The organism is Clavibacter michiganensis (genome assembly GCF_002151125.1).
Taxonomy (GTDB): domain Bacteria; phylum Actinomycetota; class Actinomycetes; order Actinomycetales; family Microbacteriaceae; genus Clavibacter; species Clavibacter michiganensis_C.
The window spans coordinates 368,491-382,827 of the sequence record NZ_MDJZ01000005.1 but is presented as its reverse complement, the minus strand read 5'-3'; the positions used below and the strand labels follow the sequence as shown (position 1 = coordinate 382,827).

Sequence of the window (14,337 nt, the reverse complement as noted above, 5' to 3'; positions counted from 1 at the left end):
GGCATCGACGCACGGCCGCGGCCAATTCCGGCGACGGCGGCCTGTCATGCAATCGAGGGGATCACACATGGCAATCCACATGCCCAGGCGCAGAAGCAGCCTGGCCACCGCGACGGCCTTCGGGTTGACCGCGGCTCTCGTCGCGTTCGGGGGCACCCTGCCCGCGAACGCCGCCGAGACGGATCGAGCGGAGGCGGAGGCACGCCTCCTCACGCTCTCCAACCTGGGATCGATCGTCGAGCTGGAGGGTGCCTACACGGCGTACGCGCCCGGCGAGACGCCCGATCCCGAGACCCTGAACGGGCCGATCGCCGCGTCGGTGCTCGCTGACCTCCTCGCCGCCGAGCTCGCCCTGGGCGTGCAGACGGGCGACGTGCTGAGCCTGGATCAGGCCGTGCAAGCCGGCGTCGCCCAGCAGTTCTCGTCGAGCGGATCCGCGGGAGCCACTGCCGCCGCGGGCGCCGTCTCCGGCAGCGGCGCGATCGGGGTCAACCCGGGCTCGGGCCAGGAGATCGTCCTCGACCTCGCCCCCACGCTCACGGACGCCGGCGTCGCCGGCGTGCTGTCCGACGCCGAGCTGCGCCTCGGCGCGGTGTCGTCGACCGCCACGGACACGGGCGCCGGCACCCCCACCTCGGACTACCGGATCGCGTCGGCCGAGTCGACGCTCACGAGCCCCGTCGTCGTCGGCCTCGCCGACGCGCTCACCGGCGTCGTCGACGGCCTGGCCCCGCAGATCCAGACCGGCGTCGCGATCGACGCCGACACGGAGGCGCTGCTCGGGGGACTCCTCGGCGACGCGCTGAACCTGCCGCTGCTGGGCGTCGCCGACGTCACCAGCGACATCACGGCGGCCGTGGACACACAGGCGGCCGTCGCGGCGGCCATCTCCGAGCCGCTCACGAGCGGCCCGGTCACCATCGACATCGAGGCGGGCACGATCGTGCTCGACCTCGACGAGATCCAGGACCTCAACGGACAGGCCGCGAACACCCGCGTCCTCACCCCCGAGCTCCTGAACCAGGCCGTCGAGACGGCGCTCCGCGCGATCCTCACGGAGCAGCTCCCCGCGCGCCTGCTGGAGGCCGTGCTCGACGCGACGGCCGTGTCGGCGGACATCGCCGCCGCCGTCACCGTGCCCGGCGCGCTGGGTCTGCCCGACGTCCCCCTGGGCGACGTGGTCATCGGCATCGACACGACCCTGTCGTCGCTGCTGAACCCCACCGGTCCCGGCAACACCGCCCCGGACATCAGCCTCGCGGGGACGAACCTCGTCGGGCTGCCCCTCGACACGATCACGGAGCCCCTGCTGGCCGCCATCACGGACGGCCTCATCCCGGCCCTCGCCGGTGACAACGCCGACCTGCTCGACCTGGCCGACGTCGTCGACGCGCTCACGGCCGTGACCGGTGCCGTCCTCGCGGACATCGCGCCCGTCATCGCGGCCCTCGACTCGCTCGTGCGGCTGACGGTCAACGCGCAGGACACTCCGGGCGACTTCGCGGACGAGAGGGGCTTCGAGCCCGGATCGTTCAGCGTGACGGCCCTCGAGATCCAGCTGCTGCCCGCCGCCGACGGACCCGTCATCGGCCTCGCCACCTCCACGGTCCGTGCGGAGGCCGCGGTCGTCGCACCCGTCGCGCCCGTGGTGATCACGGCTCCGACCGACGGCCAGGCCTTCCCGGTCGGCCCGCAGGACGTCACCGTGAGCGGCACGGCCGAGCCCGGCGCCGTCGTCACGGTCACGATCCCCGGTCGTCCCGCGCAGACCGTGCCGGCCGACGCGGTCACCGGTTCCTTCTCCGCGGTGTTCGAGCAGCTCCCCTCCGGTGAGTACACCGCGACCGCCGAGCAGAGCGTCGACGGCGTGCCCACGGGCGTGCCCGACTCCGTCGACTTCACGGTCGCGCAGCCCGCGGCCGACGCCGACGGTGCTGATGTCGACGTGCTCGACCTCGACGGCGGCCTGGACGTCCTCGACGTCGATGCCGCTGACCTCGATGCCCTCGACGTCGACGTGGTCGACGTGGTGGACGGCCTCGACGTCGACACGACGGACCTCGACGGCACGGACGCGGACCTGACGGACGTGGACGCCGACGTCCTGGACCTCGACGGCACGCTCGACGTGCTGGACGTCGACGCCGCTGACCTGGACGCCCTGGATGTCGATGTGGTCGACGCCGTGGACGCGCTGGATGTGGACGCGACGGATCTCGACGGTGTCGACACCGACACGGTCGATGTCGTGGATGCGTCGGATGTGCTGGACCTCGATGGTGGTCTGGACGTCTTGGATGTCGATGCTGCTGACCTCGATGCCCTCGACGTCGACGTGGTCGACGCCGTGGACGCTCTCGATGTGGACGCGACGGATCTCGACGGTGTCGACACCGACACGGTCGATGTCGTGGATGCGTCGGATGTGCTGGACCTCGATGGTGGTCTGGACGTCTTGGATGTCGATGCTGCTGACCTCGATGCCCTCGACGTCGACGTGGTCGACGCCGTGGACGCTCTCGATGTGGACGCGACGGACCTCGACGGTGTCGACACCGACACAGTCGACGCGGCTGACGTGGATGCGGATGCCGCAGACGCCGTGGATGCCGCCGACGTGGACGCTGCTGACGCCGACGCTGCCGACGTAGACGCGGTTGACGTGGATGCCGCTGACGCTGCTGACGTGGACGCGGCCGACGCTGCTGATGTGGACGCGGCCGACGCTGCTGATGTGGACGCGGCCGACGCAGACGCGGTCGACGCTGCTGATGTGGATGCGGTTGACGCTGCTGACGTGGATGCCGCTGACGCTGCTGACGTGGACGCGGCTGATGTGGACGCGGTCGACGCTGCTGACGTGGATGCCGCTGACATGGACGCGGCCGACGCTGCTGACGTGGATGCCGCTGACGTGGACGCGGCCGACGCTGTTGACGCGACCGACGCTGCCGACGCGACCGACGCGACCGACGCTGCCGACGCGACCGACGCGACCGACGCCGCCGACGCGACGGACGCCGCCGACGCGACCGACGCCGCCGACGCGACGGACGCCGCCGACGCGACCGACGGCACCGACGGATCCGACCAGGTCACCCGCGCGACGGTCGCCTTCCCGACCGTCGTCCGCGGCACCGGCGTGATCCAGCAGGTCACGGGCACCGGGTTCACCCCCGGTGAGACCGTCTCCGCCACGGTGAACTCGACGCCGATGCCGCTGGCCTCGCAGAAGGCCGGCGCGGACGGGCGGGTGCTCTTCACCTTCCCGGTCGGCGCCGACTTCGAGCTGGGCGCGCACTCGGTCACGGTGACGGGCAGCGAGTCCGGACCGGCCGACTTCGAGGACACCGACTTCACGGTGGTCGCGAAGACGGTGCCCGCCGGCCAGCCCGGCACCCCGATCCGAGGAGGGGGCGGCGGCTACGGCGGCGGCATCCTCCCGGTGACCGGTGGCGAGTCCGACGGGCTGTTCCTGCTGGGCGGCATCGCGCTCCTGATGATGCTCGCCGGCGCGGGCGCCCTCCACCAGGGACGCAGCCGCCGGGCGTGATCCCGGAGGCACGACAGCGATGACGGGCGGGCAGCCCACGGCATGAACGCCGTGGGCTGCCCGCCCTGAACCGCTCCACGAGACCGGCACGGCAGCATCACCAGCTCACCGAGCACCCGACGCACCAGGGGGACGGCGCACCATGACCGACACGACGCAGGGACGGCCCCGCGGGGCCCACGCCGCCACCGCCGAGGAGGTCACGACCCCTCGGAGCGGTGGCGAGGAGAGCGCCCGTCGCCGCTCCGGGTTGCGAGGCGATGCCTCCGCCCCGCCGCTCACCCGTGGTGCGCGCATCGGCGCGGCCGTGGCTCTCCTGGTCGTCGCCGTCTACGTGGCGACGACCATCCTCATGGCGGTGCCGCAGAACGCGACGACGCGCGCCCTCACCGCCCCCGCCCGCCCCTACTTCGGGCAGCAGTGGAACGTCTTCGCCCCCGCCATCCAGAAGACGAACCGGTACCTCGAGATGCAGGCGCAGTGGCGGGACGACTCCGGAGCCCTCGTGAAGAGCGACTGGGTCGACATCACCGAGGCCGAGTACGAGTCCGGTGCCGGCGACATCCAGGCGTCCCGCACCAACAAGCAGAGCGCGAACCTGCTGAAGGCGTACAGCACCCGCTACCAGGCGCTCACCCCGGAGCAGCGTCGCGTCGTGATCGACACGTTCATCCGCCGCACCGACACCGGCTTCGCCGCCAAGACCCCCGCCTCGCTCGTCGAGCAGCTCTCCGGCCTCGAGGACGGCACGAGGGGCCGCGTCATCTCGTTCCTCCGCTACGACTACGTCATGAAGGAGTTCACGACCTACTGGGGCACCGCGTACTTCGGTCGTGAGATCGAGCGCGTCCGCTGGCGCGTCGTGACCACCCGTCCCAACGACTACGAGAACCGTCTCGATGAGCAGAGGCAGTTCGAGCCCACGGCACGGACCTACGGATGGCGCCAGGCGGACGACGTCATCGATCCGCAGGCGCTCAGCGCCTATCAGGGAGTGGTGGAGAGGTACGCACGATGAGCACCGGAACGCACGACATCCGACGTACCGACCGCCCTGCCTCCGTCGCCGAGCGCCCCGGTCCGCGCGCCGCCGCTGCCTCTCGGGTCCGGCAGGCGATGCAGGACCGCGAGCTGCTGGCGGCGCTCCGGCACCCGGGAGGCTGGCCGCGCGGCATCGCCACCTGGATGACCGAGCGCGAGCACGCCACCTACAGCTTCGCCGCGCTGCGCATCACGCTCGGCGCCGTGATCCTCCTCGTGCTCGTCACGTGCTTCGCCGACCGCCACTACCTCTGGGGCGTCGGATCCCGCTTCATCGACCCCGAGGCCACCCGCCGGGCCTGGCCGGCGTTCTTCACGGGCCTGTTCTCGAAGACGGATGCGACGCTCTTCGACCTGGCGTACCTGGCGCTGACCGTCCTCGCCGTCCTCTTCACCCTCGGCTGGCGCTCGCGCATCGTGACGCCGTTCCTCCTTCTCCTCTGGATCAGCCTCTCCACGAACAGCACGCTGCTCACCAACGGCGGCGACACGGTCATGCGCCTGACGCTGTTCTTCGCGCTCTTCGCGGACCTGTCCCGGCACTTCTCGCTCGATGCCGTCCGTCGCCGACGCCAGGCCGGACCGGGTGCGCGACCCGCGTCCTCCCCGGTGCTCGCGGCCCGGCGCGCCGCCGCGCGGATCCCGCGCCTCGTCCCGGTGCTCCTGCACAACACGGCGCTGGTGCTCTGCGCGTACCAGATCATGCTCATCTACGTGAACTCCGCGATCCTCAAGCTGCAGGGGGAGGAGTGGCGGAACGGCACAGCCACCTACTACTCGCTCGTCATCGACGGGTACCGCCCCTGGCCGTGGATGAACGACCTCCTCGTGCAGTCGAGCATCGGCATCGCGCTGGCCAGCTTCGCCGCGGTCGCGTTCCAGGGCCTGTTCCCGCTGCTGATCCTCTGGCGGCCCACCCGTGTCGTCGCGCTCGTCGTGATCACGGGCATGCACGTCATGATCGGCGTGCTGCTCGGGCTCTGGCCGTTCTCGCTCGCGATGATCGCGCTCGACTTCCTGTTCGTGCGCGACGCGACCTGGCGGGAGGGGCTCGCGCTCCTCGGCCGGTGGCGGACGGAGGCGCCCGGGCGGATGCGCGGGCTCCGCGACGCGCGGGCCGGCCGCTCCTCCTCCCCAGCCCCCGCCGTCGAGGCGGCCGCCGAGCGCTGACGCGCGCGGCGGCCGGACGGTCGGGGGTGCCCGGTATCCTCAGGATCGTGGTCACCGCCCTGTATCGCCGTTATCGGCCAGAGAACTTCGCCGAGCTCATCGGCCAGACGCAGGTGACGGATCCGTTGCGCACGGCCCTGCGCACCAACCGCGTCAACCACGCGTACCTCTTCAGCGGTCCGCGCGGCTGCGGCAAGACCACGTCGGCCCGCATCCTCGCGCGCTGCCTCAACTGCGCCGAGGGCCCCACGGACACCCCGTGCGGCGTCTGCCCCAGCTGCGTCGAGCTCAGCCGCGAGGGCAGCGGGTCGCTCGACGTGGTCGAGATCGACGCCGCGAGCCACAACGGCGTCGACGACGCGCGCGACATCCGCGAGCGGGCGGTCTTCGCCCCCGCGCGCGACCGCTACAAGATCTTCATCCTCGACGAGGCGCACATGGTCACGCCGCAGGGCTTCAACGCGCTGCTGAAGATCGTGGAGGAGCCGCCCGAGCACGTGAAGTTCATCTTCGCCACCACCGAGCCCGACAAGGTCATCGGCACCATCCGCTCCCGCACGCACCACTACCCCTTCCGTCTCGTGCCGCCCGCCCAGATGCTCGACTACGTGGAGCACCTGTCCCGCGAGGAGAGCGTGCAGGTGGCGCCCGGCGTCCTGCCGCTCGTCGTGCGCGCCGGCGGGGGATCCGTGCGCGACACGCTGTCCCTGCTCGACCAGCTCATCGCGGGCTCGGAGGACGAGAGCGTCGAGTACGAGCGCGCCGTCGCCCTCCTGGGCTACACGCACGCGGCCCTGCTCGACGAGGTCATCGACGCGGTCGCCCGGCACGACGCGGCAGGTGCGTTCGCGGGCGTCGACCGTGTCATCCAGACCGGCCAGGATCCGCGCCGCTTCGTGGAGGACCTGCTCGAGCGCCTGCGCGACCTCATCATCGTCGGCGCCACGTCCGTGGAGGGCGCGGCCGCCGTGCTGCGCGGCACCCCGGAGGACGAGCTCGAGCGCATGCGCGCCCAGGCCGTCGCCTTCGGCGCCGTCGAGCTGTCGCGCGCGGCCGACGTCGTCAACGCCGCCCTCACAGAGATGACGGGCGCCACGTCCCCGCGCCTCCACCTCGAGCTGCTCGTGGCGCGCGTGCTCGTGCCCGCCAGCGACGACACGCACCGCGGCGCCCTCGCCCGGGTCGAGCGTCTCGAGCGGCGCGTCGGCGTCGCCGACGGGGGAGCGGATCCTGCACCCGCCGCTGCTCCCGCTGCTCCCGCCGTCGCTGCACCGGCTCCTGCCGCCCCGAAGCGGGTCCCCGCTTCCGCCCCGACGCCCGCGGCGGAGCCCGCGCCGGCGGCCGAGCCCGCCGCCGAGCCCGCCGCCTCGACCTCGACCCCACCCACGGAGTCAGCGGCGCCCGCTGCCGCCGGGTCCTCCGCGGCGCAGAGCGCGGCGCCCGCCCCCGCCCCCGCGGCGGCGGCGGCCGCTCCCGTCGGCCCCGTCACCTTCGAGCAGCTGCGGGACTCCTGGCCGTCGGTCGTGGAGGCCGTCGAGAAGGCCAAGCGCAGCGCGTGGCTCGTCGCGGTCACCGCCACGCCCCGCGCCCTCGCCGACGACGTGCTCACGCTCGCCTTCGTCAGCGCGAACGACGCCGAGAGGTTCAAGGAGCGCGGCGCTCCCGGGCAGGGCGTCAGCGACATCCTCCGCACCGCGATCCTCGACGTCCTCGGCATCCGCGTGAAGTTCATCGCGCGCGTCGAGCCGCACGGGGGCAGCGCGGCTCCCTCGGGCGGCGCTGCCCCGAGCAGCGGCGGATCCGGATCCCCGGCGCCCGCGCCGAGCACGTCCGCCACCCCGCCTGCCGGCGCGGCCCGTCCGTCCGCGCCCGACACGGCGCCGAGCGGATCCGGCGCCGGCGCCGGTGCTGTTCCGCCCGCATCCGCGTCGGCGACGCCGCCCGCGCAGCCGGCGGCCCCCGCCGCGGCGTCCGCTCCTCCCGCGAAGGCCGTCCCCGCGAAGACGACCCCGGCCGGCGGAGGGTGGGCCACGGTGGCCATCCCCACGTCCGATCCCGGGGCCTCCGAGGCCCCGGCGGTCCGCGCGCCGGCCTCCCGCCCCGAGCGCGCCGCGCCGCCGGCCGCGCCGGCAGCCGCTGCACCGGCGGCGCCGAGCGCCCCGAGCGCGCCCGCCCGCGGATCGGCCGTCGTCCCGGACGCGCACGTCCCCGACTTCGAGGAGCCCGACCCCGACGAGTTCGGCCCCGCCGAGCCCGGCTGGGCCACGGGAGGCGCGTCGCCCGACTCGGCCCCGCCCGTCGCCCGCTCCGTCCCCGCGCAGCGGACCCCGGCAGCCGGATCCGCGGCGACGGCCGGCGACGCCCCCGCCGCGAGGGCCGCGCCATCCGCCAAGGCGGCGCCGTCCGCCGCCGCCGCGCCCCAGCGCTACGGCGAGTCCGTCGTCCGCGAGATCCTGCAGGCGAGCTTCATCGAGGAGAAGCCCGTCGAGCGCAAGGCCCGCCCCACCATCCGCCCCACAGGTCAGGACTAGCGCCGCATGTACGAGGGAATCGTCCAGGAGCTGATCGACGAGCTCGGCCGCCTGCCGGGCATCGGCCCGAAGTCCGCCCAGCGCATCGCGTTCCACATCCTCCAGACGGAGACGTTCGACGTCTCCCGCCTGGCCGAGGTGCTCACCGTCGTCCGCGACAAGGTGCGCTTCTGCGCCATCTGCGGCAACGTGAGCGAGGAGGAGACCTGCGGCATCTGCCGCGACCCCCGCCGCAGCCCCGCCACCATCTGCGTGGTCGAGGAGGCGAAGGACGTCGTCGCCATCGAGCGCACGCGCGAGTTCCGCGGGCTCTACCATGTCCTCGGCGGGGCCATCAGCCCCATCGACGGCATCGGACCGGACGACCTCCGCATCCGCCAGCTCATGCAGCGACTCGCCGACGCCACGGTCACCGAGGTCATCATCGCCACGGACCCGAACCTGGAGGGCGAGGCGACCGCCACCTACCTCTCGCGGCTGCTCTCCACCTTCGACATCCGCGTCACGCGCCTCGCCTCCGGCCTCCCCGTCGGCGGCGACCTCGAGTACGCCGACGAGGTCACGCTCGGCCGCGCCTTCGAGGGCCGGCGCCTCGTGGGGGAGTGACCCGCGCGCACCGCGTCACGCGGCGGATCCGCGGAGGCCGCCCCCATATGATCGTGAACCGGGCCGCCCGCGCCCACCCGAACCCCAGGAGTCGCCCGTGAGCCTCATCGTGCAGAAGTTCGGCGGATCGTCGGTGGCCGATGCCGAGAGCATCAAGCGCGTCGCGAAGCGCATCGTCGCCACGCGGAAGGCCGGCAACGACGTGGTCGTCGCCGTCTCCGCGATGGGCGACTCGACGGACGAGCTGCTCGACCTGGCCCACGAGGTCACCCCCATCCCCGCGCCGCGCGAGCTCGACATGCTCCTCACCGCGGGGGAGCGCATCTCCATGGCGCTGCTCGCGATGGCCATCAAGAGCATGGGCTACGACGCGCGCTCCTTCACCGGCAGCCAGGCCGGCATGATCACGGACGCGCAGCACGGCGCCGCGCGCATCGTCGACGTCACCCCCGGCCGCGTCCGCGACGCGCTCGGCGAGGGCGCCATCGCCATCGTCGCCGGCTTCCAGGGCTTCAACCGCGGCACGGGCGACATCACCACGCTCGGCCGGGGCGGATCCGACACCACGGCGGTCGCGCTCGCGGCGGCCCTCGGCGCCGACGTCTGCGAGATCTACACCGACGTCGACGGCATCTTCACGGCCGACCCGCGCGTCGTCCCGCTGGCCCGCAAGATCGACCGGATCACGAGCGAGGAGATGCTCGAGCTCGCCGCGTCCGGCGCGAAGGTCCTCTACATCCGCGCCGTCGAGTACGCCCGGCGGCACGGCGTCCTGCTGCACGTCCGCTCCTCGTTCACGCACAACGAGGGCACCATCGTCTACAACCCCACGGATGGAGAGAATGTGGAAGAGCCCGTCATCGTCGGCGTCGCCGCCGACCTCAGCGAGGCCAAGGTCACGGTGGTCGGCGTCCCCGACGTGCCGGGCAAGGCCGCGCAGATCTTCACCATCGTCGCCAAGACCGGCGCGAACATCGACATGATCGTGCAGAACGTGTCGGCCGCCGCCACGAGCCTCACCGACATCTCCTTCACGCTCCCGAAGTCCGACGCGCAGCGCGTGCTCACCGTGCTCGCGGCCGAGCAGGCGGCGGTGGGCTTCACGGGCCTCCAGCACGACGACCAGATCGGCAAGCTCGCGCTCGTCGGCGCCGGAATGCGGACCAACGCGGGCGTCTCCGCGCAGCTGTTCACGGCGCTGTCCGACGCCGGCATCAACATCGAGATGATCTCCACCAGCGAGATCCGCATCTCGGTCGTCACCCGTGCCGACACCATCGACGAGGCCGTCCGCGTCGTCCACCACGCCTTCGGGCTCGACGCGGACGACGTCGCCGTCGTCCACGCCGGCACCGGCCGCTGACCCGCACGCCGCCCCGCACGACGCACGACGCACGCCGCACCGCACGACGCACCCAGCACGACGCACGCCCGCGCACCGCAGGAGGAGACACCCGTGACCGACACCGCACCCGCCGGATCCGCCGAGCCCGCCGCCCCCACGACCGGCCTCCGCGTCGGCGTCGTCGGCGCCACCGGCCAGGTCGGCGCCGTCATGCGCCGTCTGCTCGAGGAGCGCGCGTTCCCCGTCGCCGAGATCCGCTTCTTCGCGTCGGCGCGCTCGGCCGGCACGACGCTGCCGTTCGCCGGCCGCGACGTCGTCGTGGAGGACGCGGCGACCGCCGATCCCACGGGACTCGACATCGCGCTCTTCTCCGCCGGCGCCACCACGTCGCGCGCGCAGGCGCCGCGCTTCGCCGAGGCGGGCGTGCTCGTCATCGACAACTCCAGCGCCTGGCGCATGGATCCCGAGGTGCCGCTCGTCGTCTCCGAGGTCAACCCCGAGGCCATCGCCGACGCCCGCCGCGGCATCATCGCGAACCCGAACTGCACCACCATGGCCGCGATGCCCGTGCTCAAGGTGCTGCACGAGGAGGCCGGGCTCACCCGCCTCGTCGTCAGCACGTACCAGGCGGTCTCGGGATCCGGCCTCGTCGGCGCGGAGGAGCTCGCGGGCCAGGCGGAGGCCGCCGTCGCCGCGGGTCCCGACGCGCTCCGCCGCCTCGTCCACGACGGCCGCGCCGTCGAGCTGCCCGAGCCCGCCGTGTACCAGCGGCCCATCGCGTTCGACGTGATCCCGCTCGCCGGCAGCATCGTCGACGACGGCCTCTTCGAGACCGACGAGGAGAAGAAGCTCCGCAACGAGAGCCGCAAGATCCTCGGGCTGCCCGACCTGCTCGTCAGCGGCACGTGCGTCCGCGTCCCCGTCTTCACCGGCCACTCGCTCTCGGTCAACGCCGAGTTCTCCTCGCCGCTGAGCGTCGCGCGCGCCGTCGAGCTCCTCGCCACGGCACCGGGCGTCGAGCTGTCGGACATCCCCACCCCGCTCCAGGCGGCCGGCACGGACCCCAGCTACGTGGGCCGGATCCGCGCCGACGAGGGCGCGCCGGAGGGCCGCGGCCTCGCCCTGTTCATCAGCAACGACAACCTCCGCAAGGGCGCCGCGCTCAACGCGGTGCAGATCGCCGAGGTCGTCGCGACCCGCCGCTGATCCCTCCCCGCGTGCCGCGCGTGAGGGTGTCCGTACCACCCCTCGCGGCTCCGGAGGGGCTCCGAGGAGCGGGCGTACACTGATCCGGTGAGCGATACAGCGGAACCGGTAGACGTCGTCCTCGTCGGCGGGGGCATCATGAGCGCGACGCTCGGCACCCTCATCAAGCAGCTCGAACCGGACTGGACCATCCAGATCTTCGAGCGCCTCGGCGAGGTCGCCATGGAGTCGAGCAACCCGTGGAACAACGCGGGCACGGGCCACGCCGCCCTCTGCGAGCTGAACTACACGCCGGAGAAGGACGGGAAGATCGAGATCGGGTCCGCGACCCGCATCAACGAGCAGTTCCAGCTCTCGCGCCAGTTCTGGGCGCACCTCGTCACCGCGGGCGCCGTGCCGGAGCCCAAGGAGTTCATCAACCCCACCCCGCACATGACCTTCGTGCGCGGCCAGGAGAACGTCGAGTACCTCCGTCGCCGCTTCGACGCCATGCGCGTCCACCCGCTCTTCGAGGCCATGGAGTACTCGGAGGACCCCGCGGTCATCCACTCGTGGGCTCCGCTCCTCGTGCTCCAGCGCGAGAAGGACGAGGTCATCGCCGCGACGCGCTTCGAGGGCGGCACCGACGTCGACTTCGGCGCCCTCACCAACAAGCTCATCGACTACCTCACCGAGCACGGCGCGTCCCTCCACCTCAACCACGAGGTCCGCGGCCTGTCGAAGAACCCCGACGGCAGCTGGCACCTCCGCATCCGCAACGACGTCGGCCGCTCCACCGTGGAGGTGGATGCGAGGTTCGTCTTCATCGGTGCGGGCGGCGGCGCGCTGCACCTCCTGCAGAAGTCGGGCATCCCCGAGATCAAGGGCTTCGGCGGCTTCCCCATCAGCGGCGAGTGGTTCCGCACGGACGACCCCGAGATCGTCGCGAAGCACCGGGCCAAGGTCTACGGCAAGGCCGCCATCGGATCCCCGCCCATGTCGGTGCCGCACCTCGACACGCGCGTGGTGGGCGGCGAGACCTCCCTCCTCTTCGGGCCCTACGCCGGCTTCAGCCCGCGCTTCCTCAAGAAGGGCTCGCTGCTCGACCTGTTCACGTCGATCCGCCCGCACAACATCGTCCCGATGCTCGCCGTCGCCAAGGACAACCTGAGCCTCATCAAGTACCTCGTCAGCCAGCTCATCGCCTCGAAGGAGACGAAGTTCGACGCGCTCCGCGAGTTCATGCCCACGGCCGACCCGAAGGACTGGTACCAGGTCACGGCGGGCCAGCGCGTCCAGGTCATGAAGAAGGACGCGGAGAAGGGCGGAGTGCTGCAATTCGGCACCGAGGTGGTCGCGGCGGCCGACGGCAGCATCGCGGGCCTCCTCGGCGCATCGCCCGGCGCGTCCACGGCCGTCCCGATCATGCTCGACGTGCTGGGGCGCTGCTTCCCCGACCGTATCGCCGGCTGGAAGAAGCCGCTCACGCGCATGATCCCGAACTACGGCACGCTCGTCGCGTCCGACCCGAAGAAGACGCCGAAGATCATCCAGGAGACCGCCGAGGTCCTCGAGCTGCAGCACTGACGGCGCGGGCGGCGACGGCACCGTCGCCGCCCGCCCGCTCGCGTCGCGTTCGAATGTGTGTTCGAATGGGCGCATGAGATGGAGCGCGCAGAGGCTGTCCGACGCGAGCGCCGACGCGCTGCCCGGGCTCGCCCGCCTGAGCAACCTCGTGCAGAGCGTCCGCACCCCGGAGTTCCAGGGGGTGACGTTCCATGAGGTGCTCGCCAAGTCGGCGCTCAACCGGGTGCCGGGCGAGTCGAAGGTCATGCCGTACGGCTGGAAGATCAACCCCTACCGCGGCTGCACGCACGCGTGCGTGTACTGCTTCGCGCGCCCGACGCACGAGTACCTGGACCTCGACGGCGGCCGTGACTTCGACGACCAGATCGTCGTGAAGGTCAACGTCGCGGAGGTGCTGGCGCGCGAGCTCGCGAAGCCCACGTGGACGCACGACGCCGTCGCGCTCGGCACCAACACGGATCCGTACCAGCGCGCCGAGGGCCGCTACGCCCTCATGCCCGGGATCATCGCGGCGCTCGCGTCGTCCGGCACCCCGCTGTCCATCCTCACCAAGGGCACGCTGCTCCGCCGCGACCTCCCGCTGCTCCGCGAGGCGTCGGCGAGCGTCCCCGTGGATCTGGCGATGAGCATCGCCGTGCTCGACGACGACCTGCAGCAGTCGGTGGAGCCCGGCACGCCCACGACCGCGGCGCGCCTCGCGACCGTCACCGCCGTCCGCGAGGCGGGCCTCGACTGCACCGTGTTCATGATGCCGATCCTCCCCATGCTCACGGACTCCGAGGAGCACCTCGACCACGCGCTCACCCGCATCCGCGAGGCCGGCGGCACGCGCGTCCTCTACTCCGCGCTGTACCTCAAGCCGGGCGTGAAGGAGTGGTACCTCCAGTGGCTCGAGCGCGAGCGCCCGGACCTCGTGGGCCGCTACCTCGACCTCTACGCGCGCGGCGCCTACGCGCCGCAGGCGTACCGGACCTGGCTGAAGGCGCGCATGGACCCGCTGGTCAGGCGGCACGGCCTCGGCGGCGGGAGGGTGGATCCCCGCACCGGCGGCGTCCTGTCCCGCGCCGACCTGCCCGGCGTCGAGGCCGCTCGCGCCCCGGCTGGCGGCCGCCCGCATCCCGGCTGGAGCCAGGAGGGGGCGGACAGCCGCGCCACCACCGCGCGCGGTCGCGCCAGCTGGACCCGGGCCCCCGCGCCCGGTCCGCTCGTCGCCGCGGCGCTGCCGGCAGCCGCCGCGACGCAGGCCACGCTGTTCTGAGGCGCCGGCGGGTGTCCGTCCACACCCGCCGGCGCCCCCGCGGCACGCGCCCTGGCTACAG

At 72.7% G+C, this 14,337-nt stretch carries 9 protein-coding genes; all 9 read left to right on the top strand.

Going from position 1 to position 14,337, the window contains the following annotated elements; all coding sequences use genetic code 11:
• Window positions 1-67 precede the first annotated feature (67 nt).
• The 9 genes from BFL37_RS04345 (at window position 68) to BFL37_RS04305 (ending at window position 14,276) form a co-directional block, all read left to right on the top strand.
• Window positions 68-3,553, top strand: coding sequence for a choice-of-anchor G family protein (locus BFL37_RS04345; RefSeq protein ID WP_143331580.1), 3,486 nt, complete (start codon window positions 68-70; stop codon window positions 3,551-3,553).
• A 307-nt stretch (window positions 3,554-3,860) separates the two neighbouring features.
• Complete coding sequence (locus BFL37_RS04340; protein ID WP_241533850.1) at window positions 3,861-4,571, top strand: DUF5819 family protein; 711 nt, start codon at window positions 3,861-3,863, stop codon at window positions 4,569-4,571.
• Between the two features lie 98 nt (window positions 4,572-4,669).
• Window positions 4,670-5,764, top strand: a complete 1,095-nt coding sequence (locus BFL37_RS04335; protein WP_241533849.1) for an HTTM domain-containing protein — start codon at window positions 4,670-4,672, stop codon at window positions 5,762-5,764.
• A gap of 47 nt (window positions 5,765-5,811) precedes the next feature.
• A complete protein-coding gene (locus BFL37_RS04330) occupies window positions 5,812-8,295 on the top strand; it encodes a DNA polymerase III subunit gamma and tau (RefSeq protein ID WP_086513917.1) in 2,484 nt (827 codons plus the stop codon).
• 6 nt (window positions 8,296-8,301) lie between these two features.
• Complete coding sequence (gene recR, locus BFL37_RS04325) at window positions 8,302-8,901, top strand: recombination mediator RecR (protein ID WP_012297640.1); 600 nt, start codon at window positions 8,302-8,304, stop codon at window positions 8,899-8,901.
• A gap of 97 nt (window positions 8,902-8,998) precedes the next feature.
• Window positions 8,999-10,264, top strand: a complete 1,266-nt coding sequence (locus BFL37_RS04320) for an aspartate kinase (RefSeq protein ID WP_086513916.1) — start codon at window positions 8,999-9,001, stop codon at window positions 10,262-10,264.
• A gap of 93 nt (window positions 10,265-10,357) precedes the next feature.
• Complete coding sequence (locus BFL37_RS04315) at window positions 10,358-11,452, top strand: aspartate-semialdehyde dehydrogenase (protein ID WP_086513915.1); 1,095 nt, start codon at window positions 10,358-10,360, stop codon at window positions 11,450-11,452.
• Window positions 11,453-11,539: 87 nt separating this feature from the next.
• Window positions 11,540-13,018 (top strand): malate:quinone oxidoreductase, encoded by a 1,479-nt coding sequence (locus BFL37_RS04310; protein ID WP_086513914.1) that lies wholly within the window; start codon window positions 11,540-11,542, stop codon window positions 13,016-13,018.
• 73 nt (window positions 13,019-13,091) lie between these two features.
• The gene (locus BFL37_RS04305; protein ID WP_086513913.1) at window positions 13,092-14,276 is read left to right on the top strand and encodes an Rv2578c family radical SAM protein; all 1,185 of its coding nucleotides are present in this window, start codon (window positions 13,092-13,094) and stop codon (window positions 14,274-14,276) included.
• The last annotated feature ends 61 nt before the right edge of the window (window positions 14,277-14,337 follow it).